The organism is Hartmannibacter diazotrophicus, from assembly GCF_900231165.1.
Classification (GTDB): domain Bacteria; phylum Pseudomonadota; class Alphaproteobacteria; order Rhizobiales; family Pleomorphomonadaceae; genus Hartmannibacter; species Hartmannibacter diazotrophicus.
The window spans coordinates 4139606-4161694 of the sequence record NZ_LT960614.1; the positions used below are offsets into that span (position 1 = coordinate 4139606).

Sequence of the window (22089 nt, forward strand, 5' to 3'; positions counted from 1 at the left end):
GAGCCGCCTCCGCAAAACCAGACGTCGAACGGTATGTTCACCCCACGTCGCATTTCTCATCGTAAACGTTCAATGATGGCGAATTAATTGTCATGCTCACACCCTGAGCAACCGGGCCGGCACTGGTGGCAGAGCCATGACGGGCGAGCACCATTACCTTCCGCCCGTCCGGCTTGACGCCACCGATCTTTCCGACCATGTGTGAGTCCCTTGCCTCACAGAGACCGCTCACGTTGAACGTCATGCCCGATACGGCCGAACGACTTCTGTCGGCCCTTCAATCCCGCGCCGCTCAGGTTGGTGTCATCGGCCTCGGCTATGTCGGGCTGCCGCTCGCCATGGCGATTGCCCGTGGCGGCTTCCGCGTCGTCGGCTTCGACATCGATCCGGCCAAGATCGTCGCGCTCGACCGGCACGAATCCTATATCGGAGCGGTAACGGACGCCGAGCTGCGCAGGCAGACCGAGGCCGGTCTTTTCCGTTCGACCACCGATTTTTCCGGCCTCGCCCAGTGTGACGTCATCGTCATCTGCGTCCCGACGCCGCTCTCCAAGCACCGCGATCCGGATCTGAGCTTCGTGACGCGGACCGGAGAGACGATCGCCGAATACCTGCGGTCCGGCCAACTGGTGGCGCTGGAATCGACCACCTATCCCGGCACCACGCGGGATGTCGTCGGCCCCATTCTGGAACGCACCGGCCTTCGCTCCGGCATCGATTTCTTCCTCGGCTTCTCGCCGGAGCGGGAAGACCCCGGCAACACCGATTTCGAGACGACGACGATCCCGAAGATCGTGGCCGGCGACGACCAGGCAACGTCGCGGCTGATGCAGGCCTTCTACGGCGCCGTGGTGAAATCGGCGATCCCGGTCTCCTCCACCGCGACCGCCGAGGCGGTGAAGCTCACCGAGAACATCTTCCGCGCCGTCAACATCGCCCTCGTCAACGAGATGAAGGTCCTCTACGACGCCATGGGCATCGACGTTTGGGAAGTGATCGACGCGGCCAAGACCAAGCCCTTCGGCTACATGCCCTTCTATCCGGGACCGGGGCTCGGCGGCCACTGCATTCCGATCGACCCCTTCTATCTCACCTGGAAGTCGCGCGAATACGAACTGCCGACGCGCTTTATCGAGCTTGCCGGCGAGATCAACTCCGCCATGCCGCGCCATGTGGTCGGCCGCCTCGCCGAGGCGCTGGACATCCACTCCGGCAAGGCGCTGAGCCGCTCGCGCATTCTCGTCATCGGGCTTGCCTACAAGAAGAACGTCAGCGACATCCGGGAAAGCCCGTCGCTGAAGCTGATCGAGCTGATCGAGGAACGCAAGGGCAGCGCCGCCTTCCACGACCCCCATGTCGACGAAATCCCGAGGACGCGGGAATACATGGACCTCATGGGCCGCCGCTCGGTGCCGCTCGACGAGGAAACCGTGCGCGGTTTCGATGCGGTCCTGATCGCGACGGATCACGACGGCATCGACTATGCGGCACTGGCAAAATGGGCGCCGCTCATTGTCGACACCCGCAACGTCTTCGGCAAGCTCGGCCTCTCCGGACCACAGATCGTGAAGGCCTGACGGGTCGGTCCCTACCAGGATTTCCAGGCGAGAAGCAGCCCGGCGCCGTCCGGCGGCAGGCGTTCGCACCACGCCTCGACCTCCGAAAGCGACGTCTTTCGGGCAACGGAACCGGCCACGAGATCGGGGCTTGCCAGCGTCACAGGACCGGCGCGGCAGACCACCGTGAAAATCAGCGGACCCGTCGACCACCAGGCCGGCGCGCCTTTCAGGGCCTCGTCGACCGTCTCCAGCACGCCGAGAAGTTTTGTCATCGCCGGGTGCGCCGGGGGCACTGCGATGAAGGAATTGGCCAGAAGCAGGCTGCCCGCGTGGGTCAGGCGCGGAATGTCTTCCGAAAGCGCCACGAGACCGATGAGCGGCATCAGATCGTGAAAGCTGAAGCGGTCGCTTGCCGGGTACCAGTCGCAGTCGAGATAGATCCCCCCTTCCGTCTCCAGCACCAGATAGCGGGCAACATCGACGGCGCCGGGAAAGTCTCCTTCGGCGAGCCTTTGCTGGAAGATCGGATGCTCCGAGGCACCGATGGAGGCAAGATCGTCTTCGCGCCAAAGCCGGTAGTCGTAGCCGTGACGCCGGGCGTGCCGGGCCCAGGCATCGGTGGACGGCGGCGGCGGGGCATCGCCGATCCAGATCTGGTGCAGGACGCGAGGCACGGGCTCTCTGGCGGCCGCGGCGGCGCGCTGCCGCTCCTCCACCGAAAAATGCCCATGCGGCGCAAGGATCGCAGGATCCGGTACGAGGGTCGCCTGCAGGCCGACGCGGTCGAGATGACGCCCTTCCGCCCGCTTGGCCAGCTTCAGGCGGGCCGCATGCAGCTTGCGGGGCATGCCGAGCGCTGTCATCGGGCCGAGGGAACCATCATCGGGTTTGCCGGCAATCGCCTCCAGGCAGTCTTCGGCCTCTCGAATCCGGCCCGTCTCGATCAACGCGATCGCCTGTTTGAGCTGCGATCGAAGGTCCCCTCGGTCCGTCATGCTCGTCCTTGTTCCGGGCCATCGCCATCGGCGGACCGGCCTTTGCCGGTCGATCAGGCCGCAATGGCCTTCAGCCCCCGCGAAGCCGACGTATACCCGCCGTCGCCGCCGTCGACAAAGTGAACATGCAGTCCCGTCGTCACCGACGAGACGAGGCAGGTGATGAGAGCCGTCTCCGAGGTGTGGAGACCATAGGCCAGTTCGCCGGCCGCCCGGCGCCGCTCCAGCATCGTCCGCAATTCGTCGATCGTCTGGGGCGAGCAGTCGAGCACGAGGCCGAAGGTGTCGTCATGGCTGCAGAAGTCGGTGTTCGTCACCGTGTCGTCGAGATAGGCGGAGGGCTTGAAGCCGCCGACAGTGATGTTCCACCGGATCAGCAGCAACGTGAAAAGTGAAATCGCCATGATTTCCAGAGCTTTGACCGCCACAGGCAGACGTCCGCGCGTCGTCCGCGCCTCGACGAGAAGAGCCCGTGGCGGCCAGTGCGGCTTCAGATTGGCCCGCTGGACCGCGCGCGGGTCCCCGTCCCGGCCCGTGATCCTCAAGACGTCGGCATAGGCCGCACCGAGATCGTCCTTCGATCGGACGAGCAGAGAGACGATCTTCCCGCGCGTCGAGTGCAGCGGATCCCAGCGACAGGACAGACCGGTGAGGTCGATCGCCTCGCCATCGTCCAGGCTTTCGTCGATCTGCATTGCCGCGCCAAGGTCCGGCGCCGCCCTGCCCTTCAGCGCGGCCTCCATCAATTCGGCGCCATCACCCCGGAAGACGGCGAAATTGTTGCCCGGCGTCGGCTCGTAGCGGGCAATCGAAACGTCAACGCCATGCTGGCGAAGACGTGAGACCGGCAGGATGCCGACCCTCAGCTCCAGCTGGAACTCCCGGCGCGCCAGCCCCCGCAACCGCGCGAGCAGGGCCATTGCCGCCTCGCGGCGATCGTCGGGAATGAGGACGGTGACGCCGTCGCCGCCGAACTGGAACGGCAGGGTGATCCGGTCGTGGAGATTGCGCAACGCGGCGATGGTCGCAACGGCGATGAAATTGATCGTCCGCTGCATGCCCCCTGCCGTGGCGGACGTGGAGTCTCGCACATCGGTCTGAACCATCAGCCAGTCGTCCGGCGCGGACCGAAAGCGCGACAGGTCGAAGGTCGAGGCCGGATTGGCCACGCTCGGGATCGCGGCAAAGAACGAGGTGTCGCGATTGTCCGGTTCCATTGGTCAAGCCCTGAAAGTCGTCGCCCGAAAGCAGGATTCGCCTTCGGAAGAAACGCATGCGTCGATAAGGATCGGCAAGGCGAATCGCACACGCCATTCGAATGCGAAAGCCCCTGATCCGCGATCAAGATAGACAGGAAATCGGATCGATCCAGTGAGGGACAGCAACGTTGCCAAAGAAGTGACGAGGATGTGTCGAGGACGAGCGCCCCGGGATGGTTCGGACGGCAGGCTGGCGCGGGATCGATCAGTCGTCCTTACCGACCAGCATCTCCTCCTGATGCCTGCGGGCCTTCGCGCGCTCCTCGCTCAGTTCCATGGACGTGACGCTCAGGCGATTGGCCAGCTCCCGGATCACCTCGATCGTGATTTCGGGATAGTCCTTCATCAGGTTGAGGAAATGTTCCTTGTTGATCCTGAGGGCATCGAGATCGGTCATGGCCCGGACCGTCGCCGTGCGCGCCACGTCGCACAGAATGGCGATCTCCCCGACGATCGCATCCTCGCGGACTTCGGCGACCTTGATCGGCCCCGCGGGGCTTTCGATCAGCACCTCCGCGATCCCGGACAGGATGACATAGGCCGCGTCCCCCATGTCGCCCTGCCGGAACAGAACGCCTCCGGGAGCATAGCGCAGCCGATCGGACGTGAACGCGAGCAGCTTCAGCTTCGTCGGCTCCACACCGGCGAAAAGCGGCAGCCGCCGCAAGATTTTGACTTCATCCTTAAGAAGCATCGTCTCAGTCTGCCCTCTGGATCTGATACGCGAAACTCCAGCCGTCCGGATGCTCGCCCTTCATTCACTGCCGCCTTGAGCGCGGGGCACACGCCCCACCTTACGCCTGATCGGTTAGCCGGCCAAATCGTCCGGACCAGACAGCCCCGTCCGGGCAGGCCGACCATGCCGAGACCGGAGCGCATGGCCCCTGATTTCGGCAAGTCCTAGTTCACCAGAACCTTGAACGCCGGGTTCTCCTCGGCGAGTTCGCTCTCGGTCCCCTCTCCGACCAGATGGCCCCGGTCAAAGACAATCACACGATCGAAAAGTCCTGCAAGCGAGGAATTGGTCAAAACCCAGATAATCGCCGCATCCTTCCGGATGCCGTGCACGTGGGCGATCACATTCCTCACGATCTGCTCCTGCAGGCGCTGATCGACCCCGGCGAATGCGCGATTGAGGATATAGAAATCCGACTCTCGCAGAAGGGCTCGGGCAAGATTGAGCTTCAGGCGCTGAACCTGCGTCAACCTGCGTCCCGCCGTGCCGAGATTGAAGTCGAGCCCGACTTCCAGCACCTGTGCCTGAAGCCCTTGCGCATCGAGAAGGTGGCGCACGACAGACTGCACCTTCTGCGCGGCATCCGCATGACGGTGGCTGATCCGCCCGAACAGGATGTTGTCCATGAGAGTGGCGGAGCTCATGTACTTGTCGGGCGCATAAAGATCGAAGGCGCCTCTCATGTCTTCCGGCAGGTCGGCGTGGAATTGCTGGCGCACGTCCACGATCCTGGCCATCAGGTCGTCGGTCAGAAGACCGAAACGATGGCGCGGCTCGACATAGGCGAAGCTGAGACGGATGAGCGTCGACCGGTCGGCGTCGTTGACCTCGTCGTAGTCCTTGCCGGCGATCCGCTGCAGGAGAGCCTGATATTCGGGAAGGCTCTCCGGCGACATCAGCGTGAGCTGCTGGAAGAACGGGTGGTCGGGCTCCAGGCCCGAGAAAAGCTCCAGCGCGTTCTCGGCAATCTCGCGGCCCATGGAAAAGAGCACCTTGTGCAGGCCGTTCCGCATGACGATCTGGCGGAAATAGCCCCCCTCACCCATCGCCCGCTGCATGACCTCGGCATCGGTCGCGCTGCCGAACAGGAGGTTTTCGCCGACGGTCATTTCCGAGTTGTAGGCATCGGGCTGGAAGAAAATGACCAGATGGCTCAGCCCCTTCTCGTCGAGAAGGTCGCGCAGCTTCTGGCGCAACTCGACAACGCCCTCCACCAGATCGGGATGGCTCATGGGAAGGATGGTCGACCGCAGCGCGAGATCGCGGATGTCGTCCATCAGGCACACCGCCTCGAGAACGGCCATGATGCGCCCGGAAATGTCGTCGGGACCGCTGGCGCCGGCCGACGCATAGTCGATCCAGTCCGATTCCAGATCGAAGTCCGGATTGCCCGCCGAGCGGGCTTCCTCGATCGCCCAGATGCGCGCCTGCTCCTGATCGCGATCGAGAACCGGTTCGCGCAACGGGGCATGCTTCAGGCCATAGAGCAGGTTGTCGCGCAGGCTGCCGAAGAAGAAATAGGCATCGGCGGCGACATAGGTGATGCGCCGTCCGGCCACCGCCTCCTGCAGTTCCAGAAGGTCCTTGCCGCCGACCAGGATCCGGCCGCTGTCGGGCCAGATCAGGCGGCCAAGCGCTTCGGCCAGCGCATCGCCGCCCGCCGCCGTCGACCCCACGAAGGCACAGACTTCGCCCGGCTTGATCTGAAGCGTGACATGCTCCAGCAGCTGCGATCCGCTGTCGTCCGACAGGGAGACATTGGCGATCGAAAGCGCGCCCATGATCGGCCCCGGATCGCTTTTCTCGACGGCCTGAATTTCCGGCTCGATCAGCTGGTCGACTTTGAACTGCTCCACCACCTGGGCGTATTTGATCTGCACGTCCTGGCGGGCCTGGTCCCAGTCGATCAGGTCCTTCAACGGGCCGGGCAAGTCCTTGTAGGCGCCGATGACGGCCACGAGCTGGCCAATGTCCAGCCGTCCCTGCAGGGCAAGGTAGCCGCCGATGCTGTAGAAGAGGAACGGCGTCACGGACGCGAGGAAGTTGTTGAGGAACTTGACGAAGAACTTCCACTGATAGAGGTCGTACCGGATCTTGAAGATCCGCCCGAGACGCGAGACGATGTCGGCGCGTTCGTAATTCGACGTGTCATAGGCATGGATCGTCCCAACGCCCTCGATAATCTCGCCGACACGTCCGGCAAGCTGGCGCGCCGAGAGCTGCCGCTCGCGGCCGAGAATGAGCAGCCGGCGGCGCATGCGCGGAATGAACGTCGCCTGGATGACGACGATGAATCCGGCGATCAGGCCGAGCCAGACGTTCTGCACGATGATGAAGAAGAGCGCCGTCAAGGCCTGCCCGCCGAGGAGGGCCGGAGACACGAAGGCATCCCCCGTGAAGCCGCCGAGCGGCTCGACCTCGTCCTTGATCATGCTGGCGACTTCAGCGCCCTTCAGACGCTTGAAGTGAGCCGGCGGGAATCGCAGCACCCGGTCGATCAGCTCATAGCGGATACGCCGCAGCAGGCGCTCGCCGAGGCGCCCCTTGTAGGTGTTGATGTAGAGCTTGAAGAGGCCGTTCACGACGACGAGCAGCAGGAACACCATGCTGAGGGCGAGCAGCATCTGGAGCCGGGTCAGTTCGACGCCGGGGAAGAGGAGAGCCTTTCCGATGATTGGCCAGTCGACCTCGATGCGCATGAAGAGCTGCGTCGCGTCCGGCGTATCGAACCCGTCCCCCTGAATCGGTCCGTTGACGATCTGCTTGGGCAGATCGAAAGACATGAAATAGGGGATCATCGACATGGCGACGACCAGCAGAATCCACAGCTGCTGCTTGCGCGTATGGGTCCAGATATATCGAGCCAGGCCTTGTTCCATGGTACTTTCTTCGTTTTGGACCGGCAATGGATGCCATCAGGAGGATGGCACTCGCAGAGGGCGAGGGTCTGTTCAAATCCTGATGAAGGCAAGCTTAGAGCGGCGAATGCGCTGAATCATGTGTAACTGTCCCCCCACCCTGCAAACAGCGGTAATCTATACCATGCGGGCTCGGACGAGGACGGAAAATCAGGCGAAAGACACTCAAAGTCGGACTGGTTTCTCTCGACGATCGGCCTTGCTCCCGTCAAAGCGCTCCTGTCAATGCCCGGGCACGAGCCCCTGCCGGTCGCCCTCGTCCTGCAGCAGGTCGCGCAGGATGGCGGCCGTCCGGCGCGCACCGTCAAGATCGAGGCCGATCGGCTGCCGGGTTGGTGCGGAAAGCATTGCCCCGACCGCCTCGGCAAGCGTCTGTGCCGTCAGTGCCTCCTCGGTGATCACTCTTGCCAGCCCAAGACGCTCCAGGCGCTCGGCACGGGCTGTCTGCTCCGTCTCGCCGCCCGCGGCGAAGGGGACAAGCAGCGCGGGACAGTCGGCCCGCAAGAGATCGCAGACCGTGTTGTAGCCGGCCTGGGACACGGAAAGCCGCGCGCCCCGAACGAGGCTCGGGAAATCCTTGCGGAAGCGGACAGCAACGACATTGTCCGGCGTGTCGGCGACAAGGGCGGCGAACTCGGCCTCGGGCAGATTCGGCCCCGCGATCAGGCACCAGCGCAGTGCCGGATCGAGCGCGACCGCCGCGTCCCGCGCAGCGCGGACGAGGCTCGCACCGACGGCGCCGCCGCCTGCCGAGACGACGACATCGTAGCGCTCCTCCGGCAACTCCGGCAGAGGCGGCGCGACAAGACCGGTGTAGACGACCCGCTCCGCGATCCGGCCAGCCAGCGGAAAGGTGTCGTCGAGGCGCACGAAGGCCGGATCGCCGTGAACCAGCACCCGGTCGAAATGGCGCTCGACGAGATCGACGCTCTCCTCGTCACGGCCGGGCTTGGCGCGTTCCTGAAGAATGTCGCGCAGGGACGTGAGCACGAGCGGCCGTTTCGGCTCGGCCGCAATCGCCTCCAGCAGCGGCAGCAGTTCGAAACGCACCTGTCGCCGCCCGAAGGGAAAGGCTTCGATGACGACGGCATCCGGCCGAATATCCCGGTAAGCCGCCAGCAGAAGGTCGCGGCGCCGTGCCTTGAAGGCATCGTCGACCGGATTGCGGTTCTCGTCGGTGATGCCGGAAAAGCCGCTGTCACCTGCAAGAATCGCCGGCAGCGCCAAGTGTCTCACGCCCGGGCCGGGAAATCCGGGAACGGGCGCGCCGCCGGTCACCATGGTGACATCGAAGCCGTCGTCGACGAGCGCGCCGGCGATCCGGCTCGCGCGCGCAAGATGGCCGATGCCGAGAAGATGCTGGACGTAGAAGAGGACGCGCGGCGCGCCTCCCCTTGCCCCTGCCCTCGTGTCTTCCGTGCTCATGCGGCCTTCCAGCCATCCTCGAACAGCGCCCGCAATTGCCGGATGCTCGTGTGGTGGTCGAAGTCCGCCCGAACGCGCTGCTCGGCCGCCGCTCCGAGCCGCAAGCGCAGCGCCGGATCGCGGATCAGCCGTTCGAGTGCTGCCGAAAACGCCGCCGGATCCTCGGGCGGAACGATGAAGCCGTTCTCGCCGTCGCTCAGAAGTTCCGGCACGCCGGAGACATCGGTGGACACGCAGACAAGCCCCTGGCTCGAGGCCTCGACGAGCACATTGGGAAGCCCGTCCCGGTCGCCGTCCGCCGTCACCCGGCAGGCAAGCGCGAAGATGTCGGAACTACGGTAGCGGGCGAGCACATCCTGCTGGTCGAGCGCCCCCTCGAAGGTCACGCGGTCGCTAATCCCGAGCGAGAGGGTGAGCCGCTTCAGGTCCGAGAGCTTGGCGCCGCCGCCGATATGGATGAAGCGCCAGTGCAGCTCCGCCGGAAGCTGCGCCAGCGCCTTCAGGAGGACGTCGTAGCCCTTTTTCTCCACCGCCCGGCCGACGCTGAGGATCGTCACCGGCCGCTCGGCCGACGAACCGTCCCCACCCGAGCGCAGGCCGTCAAAGGGCGCGAAGCGGGCAAGGTCGAGGCCGTGGTAGCTGAGGTGGACGCCGCCCCTGCCGGCGGTAAGACCCTTGAGGCGGTCGAAACCGGAAAGATTGCAGGTCACCGTCCAGCGCGATGCCGCCAGCTTGCCCGCAAGGTCCCAGTCCGGCGACGTCCAGATATCCTTGGCATGCGCCGAACAGGACCACGGGATGCCTGAGATCAGGCTCGCATAGGCGGCGACGGAGGCCGGCGTATGGATGAAATGGGCGTGGATCCAGTCCGCCCCCTCCGGCCATTCGGCGCACAGAACCGCAGCCTGCCCGAAACGGCGCACCCGGTTCGGGGTCGGATCGCGCAGGAGATCCTTGAGGAAGGTCCGGAAGGCCTGGCCGAACCCCGGTTTGCCCTTCGACGTCCAGAGCGCCTTCAGGACACGCAGCGGCTCCTGATAGAGATATTCGGGCAGGTAGGTGACCGGCGCGCGGATTTCGTCATGGACGGGATGGCGCTTCTTGTCCGTCGGCCGCCGCATCGAGATGATCGAGAGATCGAACCCCGCCTTCTCCAGCCCCAGAAGCTCCTGGGCGATGAATGTTTCGGAAAGGCGGGGATAGCCCTTCAGCACGACCGCAATCTTGCGCATGGAAAAGGCCACGCCTCACAGTTTCACCAGAGAGAGATGACTTCCCCTCTTCACATCGAGAATGTCACCGACGATCCGTGAGATATGGGGAAGTCCCTCCAACCGCAAGGACTGCTTGCTCTGCGAGGGCGCCGGTCGCTTCGGCAGGTTCTTGAGCGCGGCCGCCATGCGGGCCGGGTCCCTCGCCTCTTCCGGCTCCAGCATCTCCACGAGACCGAGTTCGCTGGCGCGTCTCGCGCGGATCAGCTGCTCCTCGCGCGGATTGACGCGCGGCACGATCAGGGCCGGCTTGTCGAAGGAGAGAATCTCGCAATAGGTGTTGTAGCCACCCATCGAGACGACGGAGGTCGCCCCCGCGATGAGTTCCTCCATGCGGTTGTCGAACTCGATCACCTCGATATAGGGGATCTTCGCGCTCTTGCGCAAAAGCTTGCGCCGTTGATCCGTCGGCATATAGGGGCCCAGCACGACGAGCGCCTTGTGGGTGAGCGAGGGGTCGTGCTTGTAGGCGTGAACGACATCGTGGATGAGATCGGCGCCGTCGCCGCCGCCGCCGGTCGTCACGAGGATATAGTCCCCCGCCTTCCGGCTCTCGCGCGAGGGATCGGGCGTCACACTGCGCTGCAGGAAGCCGACGAAATCCATCTTCGCCCGCATCGACGCCGGAACGTCGAGCCCCTGCAGCGGATCGTAGAATTCCGGCGGACCATAGACCCAGATCCGGTCGTAGAACTGCCCGATCTTGCGCAGGACGTCGTTGCGCTGCCACTCCGCCTCCAGCAGATGCGGCGCGTCCATGACGTCGCGCAGGCCGAGGACCAGTGTCGTGCCGCGGGTCTTGAGGTAGGTCAGCGTTTCTTCCACCTCGCCGCGCAGACCCATCGGCTCCTTGTCGACGATGAAGATGTCCGGCTGGAAGCTTTCCGCCGTGTGGCGGATGATCGACTGGCGCATCTTCAGCGTTTCCTGGAGATCGATATGGCTCTCCATGGACGTGTATTCGCCGCTGCGCAGCTTGATCACGCTCGGAATCTTGATGAAATCCACCCGGGTCCGGTAGTCGAACGCCCCCGCGATGGTCGACCCGGAGATGATCAGCACGCTGAGCCCCCGATGCTCCTCCACGAGGGCATGGGCGATCGTACGGCAACGGCGCAGATGTCCCAGCCCGAACGTGTCGTGGCTGTACATCAGAATGCGGGCGTCTTCGAAACGGCTCATGAGTTCTCGAATTCCCTTGGATGCTGCGGGCGCAGCCACCAGATGGCACAAAGCCCGGTCACCTTGCCGACGGAAGAAGCGCGTTCTTGGTCGATCGGCCACGAATTTGGATCCCCGAATGGCGGCGAATCTCGCAACGCCGATACCGGGGTAAAGCGGATGGGAAGGTCAGCCGCGAAGGCCGACACGGATCGGCGGACGTATGGGAATACCGGCAGGATGCTGCGGATCTGCTTTCCTGTGCGAAACCATCGCCTGCCTCCTCTGACTGGGGGTGCTGTTCTCGGCACCGCCTTGCCGAACGTTCAACACCGCCTCCATGGGATCATCGATAGGGATCGGCCGCGTCGCGCAACCCGTCCCCCAGGAAATTGAACGCCAGGATCACCAGAATGACCGGCACCACCGGCAGCAGCAACCAAGGGTAAAACACGATGACGCTGACGTCACGTGCCTCTGTCAGGAGAATGCCCCAACTCGTGATCGGGGGTCTCAGACCAAGTCCAAGGAAGCTGAGGGCCGTCTCGCCGAGGATCATGCCGGGAACCGCAACGGTCGCCGACGCGATCAGGTGGGACATGAAACCGGGAACCAGATGTCGCCCGATGATGCGCGCGCTGCCCGCCCCCATCACCTGCGCTGCCACGACATAATCCTCCTCGCGAAGAGCCAGAAGCTTCGACCGGACGGCCCGGGCAAGGCCGGTCCAGTGAATGAGGCCCAAAATCATCGTGATCCCGAAATAGACAAAGATCGGGCTCCAGGTCACCGGCATGATCGCGGCCAGCGACATCCACAGGGGAATGCTCGGCAGCGACTGAAGGACCTCGATAAGACGCTGTACGACATGATCGACGAGGCCGCCATGGTAACCGGCAAGGCCGCCGATGACAATGCCGAGCACGAAGCTGACGACGATGCCGATCAGGCCGATCGTCAGGGAAATCCGGGCCCCGTAGATGATGCGCGAGAGGACATCGCGCCCGAGCCGGTCGGTTCCGAGAAGAAAGAACTCTCCGCCCTTGGCCGGGCAGACGAGGTGACGCCGCGCCTCGAACAGGCCCCAGAAGCGATAGGCATCGCCTTCGCAGAAGAAGCGGATCGGCTCGACCCGGTCCGGCTGCGGAACATAGACGCGGCGCAGGGTATCCATGTCGAGCGCCATCTCCGTCCCGTAGACGAAGGGCCCGACGAACCGCCCCTGGTCGAAGAGATGCACGCTCTGCGGCGGCGCGTAGATGTGGTTCATGTGCCGGCTGTGCAGATTGTAGGGGGCAAGGAACTCCGCGAAGGCGATCATCAGGTAGAGCGCGAGGAGGAAGATGCCCGAGGCAACGGCCAGCCGGTGCCGGCAGAACTTCCAGAAGATCAGCCTGAGCTGCGAGGCCTGCTGGAGACCGGAGAGCTTCGAGCCGGCCATCTCGACCGACATGACGTCGAAGGGCTCCTTGGAGACGAAATGAGCGAGCGGCGCGCCGGGTTCGGGCAAGGGACCTTGCATCACTTCACCCTCCCGCCTTCAAGCCGGATGCGCGGATCGAGCAGCGCAAGCGCGATGTCCGAGACCAGCACGCCGATCACGGTGAGGAAGGCGAGGAACATCAGGAAGGAGCCGGCAAGATACATGTCTTGGCTTTGCAGCGAGCGGATCAGCATTGGGCCCGTCGTTTCCAGCGACAGCACGATGGCCGTCACTTCGGCGCCGGAAATGATCGACGGCAGGATCGACCCGATATCGGAAATGAAGAAATTGAGCGACATGCGCAGGGGATACTTCATCAGCGCGCGGAAGGGATGCATGCCCTTCGCCCGCGCCGTCATCACATACTGCTTCTGAAGCTCGTCGAGGAGGTTGGCGCGCAGGCGCCGGATCATGCCAGCGGTTCCCCCGGTGCCGATGATGATGACCGGGATCCACAGGTGCTCCAGGATGGACTTCGCCTTGTCCCAGCTCATAGGCTGGCCGAGATACTGCGGGTCCATCAGGTGGCCGACCGACGTGCCGAACCAGATGTTGGCGAAATACATCAGGATCAGCGCGAGGATGAAGTTCGGTGTCGCAAGCCCGATCAGGCCGACGAGGGTGAGGCCGTAGTCGCTCCAGCTGTACTGGTGCGTCGCCGAATAGATGCCGATGGGAAAGGCGATCAGCCACGTGAAGATGATGGTCACGGTGGAAACGAGAATGGTCAGCCAGAGGCGGTCGCCCACCACCTCGCTCACCGGCAGCCGGTATTCGAAGGAATAGCCGAAGTCGCCGTGCAGCATGCCGCCCACCCAGTGCAGGTAGCGGATCGGCGCGGGCTCGTCGAAGCCGTAGCGATGGCGAAGCTGCTCGATCTCGGCAAGGTCCGCGCTCTCGCCCATGGCGCGCAGTTCGGAGACATAGCTTTCGAAATAATCGCCCGGCGGCAATTCGATGATCGTGAAGACCAGCACGGAAATGAGCAGCAGCGTCGGGATCATGACGACGAGACGCCAGAGGATGTATCGCAGCATCGTCAGGCGTCCTCGTCGAACCAGAAGGTGTCGGGCATGTAGATGCCGAGATAGCAGGTCGGGTCGAACCCGTAGAGCCCCTCTTCGGGCACGTTGCGCAGACGTTTCGAGCGCACGATCGGCTGCCTCGACCCGTTGACGATGCCGATCGAAAAGACCTGGTCGCTGTAGATGCCGAGCATCTCCGTCCAGATGGCGCGCCGTTCCTCGGTGCTGGCCGAGCGCGTCCAGTCATTCAGGAGCTGCACCAGCCGTTCGGCTTCCGGCAGGTCGGGCGCCGAGCCCTGCTTGCCCATGGAGAGATAATTGATGCCCCACTGCGGCCACTGCATCTGGTCGTCCGACGAGGGCGCAAGCTGGTAGGGCGGCATGTCCGGCGTGGCGACGGCGTTGTCGAGCCCCATCCAGACCGACATGATCACTGAGCCGGCCATCGCGCGCTTGCGAAAGATGTCGCGCTGCGAGGTGCGGATGAACAGCGACAGGCCGATCTGCCGCCAGTGATCGGTCACGAGTTCGAGGACGTCGGTCTCAAGCGTGCTCTCGCCGGCCGTCTCCACGATGATCTGGGCCGGCCGCCCGTCGGGCAGCAGCCGGACGCCGTCCTCGTCGCGCTCGGTCAGCCCGATCTCGTCGAGCAACCGGTTCGCCTCATCCGGATCGTAGGTCGCCCACGCCGTCCGGTATTCCGGCTTGTAGAGCGGACTTTCCGGCAGCATCGTGTCGGCGCTTTCCTGGCAAAGTCCGAAGAACAGCGCGAGGTTGATCTCGTGCCGGTCGATGCCGAGCGACAGCGCCCGCCGCATCCGCACATCCTGGAACAGCGTGCGCCAGACCTCGTCGGAGCAGTTGAGGTTGGGCAGAAGCGCGACGCGGGATCCCTGGATCTGCTTCCAGAGGCTGACCTTGATCGGGTAACGCTTCTCGGCATCCTTCAGGAACGTGTAGTCGGTGAACTGCAGCCCGTTGACCTGAAGGTCGCTTTCGCCCGCGCCGGTCTTTGCCGAAATGATCGCCGAGGAACTGACGTTCAGCACGAAGCGGTCGATATAGGGCAGTTGCCGCCCGTGCTCGTCGACCCGGTGATAGAACGGGTTCCGCTCGAAGACGAACTGTTCGGCCGGCGGGGCGATCGTATTGCGCCAGGGGTCGAGCGTCGGCAGGTCGGGATTCTCCGGACGATAGGTCCGCGACATCTTCGTATGAAGGTCGGTCCACTCCTCGACCCGCTCCTGGCGGACGAGCGCCCCGAGACGGACCGCATCCTGATATTTCCGGTGGAAACGGCGCATGTAATGCGACGGCAGCAGGATCGGCAGCGGCTGCGGCGCCGCCAGCCGCGGCAGGAACTCCGGGTTGGGCGTGTCCCAGCTGTAGCGGACGGTGAACTCGTCAACAATCTCGAACACCGGCGGCTTGCCCCCGGACATCATGCTCGGCGGCGGACCGCCCGGCTTCAACTCCTTGTCGAGAAGCACGTCTTCCCAGTAGTAGCGGAAATCCTCGGCGGTCAGCGGGTGGCCGTCCGACCACCGGTGACCGGCGCGGAGACGGAAGGTGAAGACACGATCCTCGACCTGCTCGAAGCTTTGCAGCACGTCCGGCTGAAGCTGCAGCGTCTCGTCATAGCCGACGAGACGCGTGTAGCCGTTGATCGTCATCAGGCGGATGTCCTTCTGGCCGCCGATGGTCATGCGGACCGTTCCGCCATGGCGGCCGGGCTTGCGCCCCATCGCGCCAAGATTGACGAGCCGCGGCACGTTGGGCAGGCGGTCGTCGAGAGGGGGCAATTCGCCCGCCGCGAGCTTCGAACCGAGGTAGCCGGGTTCGAGCGTCTCTTCCGCCCGCACCTGCAACGGCGCAAGGCTGGAAGCCAGCAGTCCGAGGAAGGTTCGCCGCCGCATCGACGTCATGGCCGCAACTCCCGCGCGTCGGCATTGCGGCGCGCCAGGACGAGATGGCCGTCGCCGAGGTCGAGCGGCACCAGACCGTCCTCGCCCTCGTCCTGGCGGAAGGCCTTCCCCCAGGTCTTCATTTCGCTGATGCCGCCACGCTTGAGATTGGCGAAATCGAGCGGCCGGTCGAGATCGGGAAACGGCACCGCGCCGAGCAGCGTCCGGGTATAGGGGTGCACCGGCGCGCGCATCAGCGCCTCGCGCGGGGCAAGTTCGACGATCCGTCCGCCGCACATGACCGCGATCCGGTCTGCCATGTAGTCGACGACCGCAAGATTGTGCGAGATGAAGAGATAGGTGAGCCCCAGCTCGGACTGCAAATCCTTGAGAAGATTGAGAATTTGGGCCTGAACGGAGACATCGAGCGCGGACACCGGCTCGTCGCAGATGAGCAGCTCGGGACCAAGGGCGAGTGCGCGGGCAATACCGATCCGCTGGCGCTGGCCGCCCGAGAAGCTGTGCGGATAGCGATTGAGGGCATCCCGGCCAAGACCGATCATGTCCATCAGCTTTGCCGCCATCTCCCGCTGCGAGGCCTTGTCGCCGCGCTCGTGAATTTCCAGCGGTTCGCAAAGGATGCTCTGCACCGTCATGCGCGGCGACAGCGACGAGACGGGATCCTGGAACACCATCTGCATCTTCGTGCGCATGGTCCGGAACTCGTTCCCTTGCGCGTTCAGGACATCGATCGTGCCGTCCCGTCCGTTGAACGTGACGCTCCCCTCGTCGGCGCTGAGCGCCCGCATCAGCATCTTGCTGACCGTCGTCTTGCCACAGCCGCTTTCGCCGACGAGGCCCAGGCACTCGCCGCGCCGGACATCGAAGTTCACGTTGTCGACGGCCTTGACCACGTGGCCCTCGGACTTGCGCATGAAACCGGACTTGCGCGTGGAGAACGACTTGCTCAGGCCGCGGACGGAAAGAAGAACGTCCGGCCCGCGGGACTTCGTCGCATAGGCGCTGCCCAGCAGATCCGTTGCATTGACGCTGATTTCGCGAAGCGGCTTGAGACGTTCGCCCTGCTTCATGTCGAAATGCGGCACCGCGGCCATCAGCGCCTTGAGATAGGGATGGGAGGGACGGCGGAAGATGTCGTCGACTGGCCCGGCCTCCACGATCTGCCCGTGGTAGATCACGGTCACCTCGTCGGCGAGGTTGGCGACGACGCCGAGATCGTGGGTGATCAGCAGCATCGCCATTCCGAGCTTCTGCTGAAGATCCTTGAGCAGCAACAGGATCTGCGCCTGGATCGTCACGTCGAGCGCCGTCGTCGGCTCGTCGGCGATCAAGAGCGAGGGTCGGCAGATCAGCGCCATCGCGATCATCGCGCGCTGGCGCATGCCGCCCGACAGTTCAAAGGGGTACATGTCGAAATTGCGCGAGGGGTTCGGGAAGCCGACCTGCGCCAGCATGTCCTCGGTCCGCTCGCGCATCTCGGCCCGGGAAGCCCCCTCGTGGATGGACAGAACCTCGCCGATCTGGTCGCCGATCGTGTGCAGCGGCGACAACGACGTCATCGGTTCCTGGAAGATCTTGCCGATCTGGCGGCCGCGAATGGCGCGGATTCTGGGTCCATCCGGAGGAAGACCGACGATATCCACCGGTTGCCCGGAGCCCTCGTCGAAGAGGATCTTGCCGGTCGCCCGGCCCGCCGCCGGAAGAATGCCCATCGCCGCCTGGCTGATGACGGACTTGCCGGAGCCGGATTCACCCACGAGAGCCGTCACCTTGCCGGGCAGGACCCTGAGGCTGGCACCCCTGACGGCATCAAGACGCCCGCCGAAAAGCGAAAACGAAATATGCAGATTTTCGATACGCAGAAGATCCGTATCAGGTACCATTCGGATGAGGCCCCACCCCTACGCTCGACGGCTTGTCGATGCCCCGCCAAAAGAGATTAACGAAGCCGTTTGACCCTGTCCATGTCAGGACCTTTTGTTATCGGGGGACTAACCGGCTCCCGTGACAAGGACACGACAAGGGCAAAGACCAGATCTTTTGCTTGCCCCGCGAATGAATATCTGGATGCTGGAGGTTGACAATCGCGCTACTGTCAGCGTCTGAAGAGGATTGGCAGGCATGAATATGCTGGAGTTGCCGCCGAGAAGCCTGATGAAGACGGATTTATCCGACGGAGGAAGCGCCATCTGGAGCGCATCCGAAACATTGTACGTACGTGCCTGGGGCACGCGCGGCAGCGTGCCGGTGTCCGGACCGTCCTTCCAGCGCTATGGCGGCAACACGGTCTGCGTCGAGATGCGCTGCGGCGACAGCGTCCTGATCTTCGACGCCGGGTCCGGCATCGTTCCGGCAGGCAAAGTGCTGAAGGCCGAAGGCTGCAAGCAGGTCCAGCTCCTGTTTTCGCACTGCCACTACGACCACATCATCGGCCTGCCCTACTTCGCTCCGATCTATGACCCCGAGGCAACGGTCACGATCTCGTCCGGGCATCTTGCCGGCAAGATGTCAACGAGCGAAATGATCGACCAGTTCATGCAGCCGCCGTGGTTCCCGGTGACGCCGAAGACCTGCCGCAGCCAGATAAACTACAGGGATTTCCGCGCAGGCGACGTGCTGGCGCCCTGTCCGGACGTGGTGGTCAAGACCTGCCAGCTCGACCATCCGGGCGGTGCGATCGGCTACCGGGTCGAATGGGGCGGACGCATCGTGGCCTTCATCACCGACACCGAACACACGCCCGGCACGCTCGACCCCAACGTCCTTGCGCTCATCGAGAACGCCGATGTCTTCCTCTATGACGCGTCCTACACGGACGAGGAAATGGAGAAATACAAGGGCTTCGGTCATTCCAGCTGGCAGCAGGGCATCCGCCTCGCCAGGGCCGCCAATGCCAAGAGCGTCGGCTTCCTGCACCACTCTCCCTGGCGCACGGATCATGAACTCGACAAGATGGGCCGGGCGGCGTCGGAGGAATTCGCCGGCGCCTTCGTGGCCCGCGACGGCCAGACCATGCGCTTTCAGGCCATCTGAGCCGCCACGATCGTCGAAAGACGTGCCCATTGGCAGGCGAGATGGCGCGACGTGAGCGCGAATAGCCGCTCCAGAAAAGTCCACACGGCATCGTCATGCACGAGGTGATGGGTCAGCAGCCCCATGCTGCCGCCCGACGCGCGCATGACCGCAAGGCGCGCCGCGATCTCCCCGACCAGAACGTCCGTTTCCCGCCCGCCGCGGGTTCCGTGCCAGTCCATCACGTCGACATGCGTGTTGACCTGAAGGGCCGGTGACGGCCGCTCCATGCCGAAAACCGAGACGGCCTTGTAACCAAGCCCCGGAAGGTGAGCGAGGAGTTCGGCATCGATCCGGTTCCACGGCGGCACGAGCACCGGCACCAGATCCTTGCCGAACAGACGGTCCAGCCGGCCAAGACCATCCGCCAGTTCCCGGAGCGCCATGTCCTGCGGCCGGTCTGGCCCGAGTTCCCGCTTCTTGACGCCCGCCGGGGCATGGTTCGCATGCGACCAGCCGTGCACGGCCACCTCGACGTCCTTTGCGTCCTGCAGTCGCCGGCTCAGGCGCTCGTCCGCAAAGGCCGGAATGACCGCGAGCGTCACGGGAACGGCAAAAGCCCCGGCAAGCTCCAGAAGCCGGTCGAGAGCCGGTGTCGGTTCGACGGCGTCGTCGTCGCGCAGCCAGAAAAGAGCCGTGGCGCCCGCCTCGCTCCATCGACCGAGTTCTTCCACGAGCGGTTGCCAGTCCGGATCGTCAGTCACGCCAAGGATGCTCCCTGCTGTCATGGAGAATGGTGTCGAGGCGGGACGCCGCCGCCTCGATCGAATGGTCCTCGGCCGCGACCCGCCGCGCCGAAGCGGCCATGGACTGTCTCAGGCCGTCGTCACCGAGCAGCCGGTCGATCGCGGCGGCATAGGCGGCGATGTCCCCCGGCGGCGTCAACAGGCCCGTCACACCGTCCCGCACGACCTCCGGAACGCCCGCGATCGCCTGGGCGACGGCCGGCACGCCGGCTGCCGCAGCTTCCAGATAGGCCAGCCCGTAGGCCTCGCCGCAGCCCGGCCAGACGTAGAGCGCGCTGCGCGCCAGCAGCCCTGCCACGGCCTCGCTCGAACACTCGCCAAGCCATTCGATCCGCGCCGCCGGAAGCCCGGCAAAACAGGCCTCGACCTCGCCCTGCAAGGGACCGTCGCCGGCGATCGACAGCCGCCAGGACGGATGAGTCACGCGCGACAGCGCCCTGCCCAGCATGGCGTAGCTGTCCATCTTGTCGCCGGGCCGCATCATCGCGACCGCCGCCAGACGCCCCGCTTCCGGTGCCGGATCGCGAAGCCGGAAGGGCGCCGGATCGATGAAGGGCCGCAACAGGGCACAACGCGCATCCGGGACGGTTTCGGCGATCCCCCGGCGGTCGCGCTCCGTCATGCAGATGTTGACGGCCGCATGGGAGAGTGCCTCGCGAAGGCCCGCCTGCGACACCTGCCAGTGCCCCCGGTTGCGCCGGTTGGAATAGGAGGCCTCGGCGGTCACGTAAGGAAGCGCGAACCGTCGCGCCAGCGCCGGACCGATCAGGTCAGGCGCCTTGTAGTAGGGATGGTAGCAGAACCAGACATCGGCCGGCCCCTCGTCGGCCCACCCGGAGGCGATGCGCTCCACCTCGTGGGCGGCCGCCTCGCGAAGGGCCCCGAAGTCATCGCCGACGGGTTCGCGCAGGAAGGCTCGCAACTCGGAGACGACGTCCACCCGGTGGCCCTTTCGGCGCAGCGCCTCGATCAGGAGACGAGCCATCAACCGGTCGCCCGAGGGAACCGGATGATGGGGGGATTTCAGCGGGGAATAGAACGCAATCTTCATCCAACCCGGCCTCACACGATCCGGTCCGCAAGCCGCCACCGGACGGCGAGGGCCGGTGCCATCGCTCCGATTTCCGGTATCCGGCGCAAAAATACCGACCGCCGACGTATCGGAAAGCCGCAATTGGAGCAATCGCTCTGGAAATCACGGGAACATCGACTAGGCTGTCACCCGTTAGAGCCCGATTTGCCCTCGAACCTGAAGAGCCAAGACATGACCGCTTCCAGGACGATCGCAGCAGCCCTTGTCCTCCTTGCAGCCATGGCCCCCGTCGGCGTCATTCCCGCCTCCGCCGAAGACACGGCCAAGCTCAAGCTCGTCGACGGATTTGACGGCGCCGATTTTGCCCCCTCTGGCGGTCTATATTACCGCGAGAACAGGGAACAGAGCGCCGGAACGGCCGAGTTCCAGGACGAGGTGAAGCGGACCGGAAAAGGCGCCCTCGAACTCAGCGTCCGGTCCCTCTGCGCGCCCGAAAATCTTGAGTGCAGCGAACGGGCCGAAATCTGGGAAAAAACGAAACTGCGCGTGCCCTATTCGGAAGGCGTCTGGTACGGCTTCGCCGTCAAGTTCGCCGACCCCATCCCCTCCGACGACCATCGCTATCTGATCGCGCAGTGGAAACGAGAAATCGGCCCGACGGCTAAGGGCGACTTTTCTCCCTTCCTGGCCATCCGCCTCGACAAGGGAAAGCTCTTCATGACGGTGGAGAGCAACTACCAGCCCGGCGAGCCGGCCAAAATCGTCGACGGGGTTGCGACCTGCCCGGATGGCCTGACGCCGGTCTGGCTGCGTCCTGAAACCAACCAGATGCGCTCGCTCATCGCCCACGATGCCGATTGGTCGCCGAAGAACGGCGACGGGCAGGAATTCAGGAGTTGCACCGACAAGCTCGCCCTCACGGACCATGGCCATCCGCTGCCCCTTCCGGATAGCGGCTGGATCGACTTTGCCATCTATTCCAAGCCCGGTCCGGACGGCTCCGGCCACATCGAGGTCTTTGCCAACGACAAGTGGATCGTCACCGCGAAGGGCTATGTCGGCCACAACGACAAAGGGCTCGGCAAGAACCAGTATTTCAAGTTCGGCCCCTACCGGGCCGGCGCCTCGGACCTCTGGACGCTCTACTACGACGATTTCCGGCGGTCGGCGGACTGTGTGGATGCGCTCTCCGACAAGAAGGCCTGCGAGGCCGTCCGCAAGGAAACGGCGTCGGCCGTCTTGTGCGGAGCAGAGTCAGCCGAAGGAACCTGCTGACCGTCAGCCCCCGGCCCTCTCGCCGTCGCTTACCGGGATTGGACGGCAGGCGACGGCATGACGGGCCGCGAGCCCGGAACGGCTGCTATCGTGATGCGCGGCAGGCAAGGCCGACATCGTGCCGTCGCGCACGACCTGAGGAAAAGCAGCACAAACGCATGCTGGAACCCGGCGATTGCCCCTTTGCCTTTGCCCCAAAGTCCGCT

At 64.4% G+C, this 22089-nt stretch carries 16 protein-coding genes; 3 read left to right on the top strand and 13 right to left on the bottom strand.

Annotated elements, in window-relative coordinates:
* Nucleotides 1-242 precede the first annotated feature (242 nt).
* A complete protein-coding gene (locus tag HDIA_RS19305; protein WP_197708181.1) occupies nt 243-1577 on the top strand; it encodes a nucleotide sugar dehydrogenase in 1335 nt (444 codons plus the stop codon).
* Between the two features lie 11 nt (nt 1578-1588).
* Here HDIA_RS19305 and HDIA_RS19310 read toward each other — a convergent pair whose 3' ends face one another.
* From HDIA_RS19310 to HDIA_RS19360, 11 genes are all read right to left on the bottom strand, one after another.
* Nucleotides 1589-2554 carry a glycosyltransferase family 32 protein gene (locus HDIA_RS19310; RefSeq protein ID WP_157775741.1) on the bottom strand — a complete coding sequence of 322 codons (966 nt, stop codon included), beginning with the start codon at nt 2552-2554 and terminating at the stop codon, nt 1589-1591.
* 53 nt (nt 2555-2607) lie between these two features.
* Nucleotides 2608-3771 carry a DUF3095 family protein gene (locus HDIA_RS19315; RefSeq protein ID WP_099557643.1) on the bottom strand — a complete coding sequence of 388 codons (1164 nt, stop codon included), beginning with the start codon at nt 3769-3771 and terminating at the stop codon, nt 2608-2610.
* A 247-nt stretch (nt 3772-4018) separates the two neighbouring features.
* A complete protein-coding gene (locus HDIA_RS19320) occupies nt 4019-4507 on the bottom strand; it encodes a cyclic nucleotide-binding domain-containing protein (RefSeq protein ID WP_099557644.1) in 489 nt (162 codons plus the stop codon).
* 206 nt (nt 4508-4713) lie between these two features.
* Nucleotides 4714-7428 (bottom strand): ABC transporter ATP-binding protein, encoded by a 2715-nt coding sequence (locus HDIA_RS19325; protein WP_099557645.1) that lies wholly within the window; start codon nt 7426-7428, stop codon nt 4714-4716.
* 261 nt (nt 7429-7689) lie between these two features.
* Nucleotides 7690-8892, bottom strand: a complete 1203-nt coding sequence (locus tag HDIA_RS19330) for a glycosyltransferase family protein (protein ID WP_099557646.1) — start codon at nt 8890-8892, stop codon at nt 7690-7692.
* Nucleotides 8889-10124 carry a glycosyltransferase family 4 protein gene (locus HDIA_RS19335; RefSeq protein ID WP_099559026.1) on the bottom strand — a complete coding sequence of 412 codons (1236 nt, stop codon included), beginning with the start codon at nt 10122-10124 and terminating at the stop codon, nt 8889-8891. The genes HDIA_RS19330 and HDIA_RS19335 overlap by 4 nt, the downstream gene beginning before the upstream one ends.
* Before the next feature lie 15 nt (nt 10125-10139).
* On the bottom strand, nt 10140-11345 hold the full coding sequence (locus tag HDIA_RS19340; protein ID WP_099557647.1) for a glycosyltransferase family protein: 1206 nt from the start codon (nt 11343-11345) through the stop codon (nt 10140-10142).
* A 325-nt stretch (nt 11346-11670) separates the two neighbouring features.
* Nucleotides 11671-12846, bottom strand: a complete 1176-nt coding sequence (locus HDIA_RS19345; protein WP_099557648.1) for an ABC transporter permease — start codon at nt 12844-12846, stop codon at nt 11671-11673.
* Complete coding sequence (locus HDIA_RS19350) at nt 12846-13844, bottom strand: ABC transporter permease (protein WP_099557649.1); 999 nt, start codon at nt 13842-13844, stop codon at nt 12846-12848. Before HDIA_RS19350 ends, HDIA_RS19345 begins: the two co-directional genes overlap by 1 nt.
* 2 nt (nt 13845-13846) lie before the next feature.
* Nucleotides 13847-15757, bottom strand: a complete 1911-nt coding sequence (locus tag HDIA_RS19355; protein ID WP_245883981.1) for an ABC transporter substrate-binding protein — start codon at nt 15755-15757, stop codon at nt 13847-13849.
* Nucleotides 15754-17640, bottom strand: a complete 1887-nt coding sequence (locus HDIA_RS19360; protein WP_099557650.1) for an ABC transporter ATP-binding protein — start codon at nt 17638-17640, stop codon at nt 15754-15756. The genes HDIA_RS19355 and HDIA_RS19360 overlap by 4 nt, the downstream gene beginning before the upstream one ends.
* A gap of 271 nt (nt 17641-17911) precedes the next feature.
* Here HDIA_RS19360 and HDIA_RS19365 point away from each other — a divergent pair, with 271 nt between their 5' ends.
* On the top strand, nt 17912-18790 hold the full coding sequence (locus tag HDIA_RS19365) for an MBL fold metallo-hydrolase (RefSeq protein ID WP_099557651.1): 879 nt from the start codon (nt 17912-17914) through the stop codon (nt 18788-18790).
* Here HDIA_RS19365 and HDIA_RS19370 read toward each other — a convergent pair.
* Nucleotides 18778-19533, bottom strand: a complete 756-nt coding sequence (locus HDIA_RS19370; protein ID WP_162292670.1) for a polysaccharide deacetylase family protein — start codon at nt 19531-19533, stop codon at nt 18778-18780. The genes HDIA_RS19365 and HDIA_RS19370 overlap by 13 nt on opposite strands.
* On the bottom strand, nt 19526-20626 hold the full coding sequence (locus HDIA_RS19375; RefSeq protein ID WP_099557653.1) for a glycosyltransferase family 4 protein: 1101 nt from the start codon (nt 20624-20626) through the stop codon (nt 19526-19528). The genes HDIA_RS19370 and HDIA_RS19375 overlap by 8 nt, the downstream gene beginning before the upstream one ends.
* Before the next feature lie 213 nt (nt 20627-20839).
* Between HDIA_RS19375 and HDIA_RS19380 the strand changes: the two genes are divergently transcribed.
* Nucleotides 20840-21883 carry a polysaccharide lyase family 20 protein gene (locus HDIA_RS19380; protein WP_425432906.1) on the top strand — a complete coding sequence of 348 codons (1044 nt, stop codon included), beginning with the start codon at nt 20840-20842 and terminating at the stop codon, nt 21881-21883.
* Nucleotides 21884-22089: the final 206 nt, after the last annotated feature.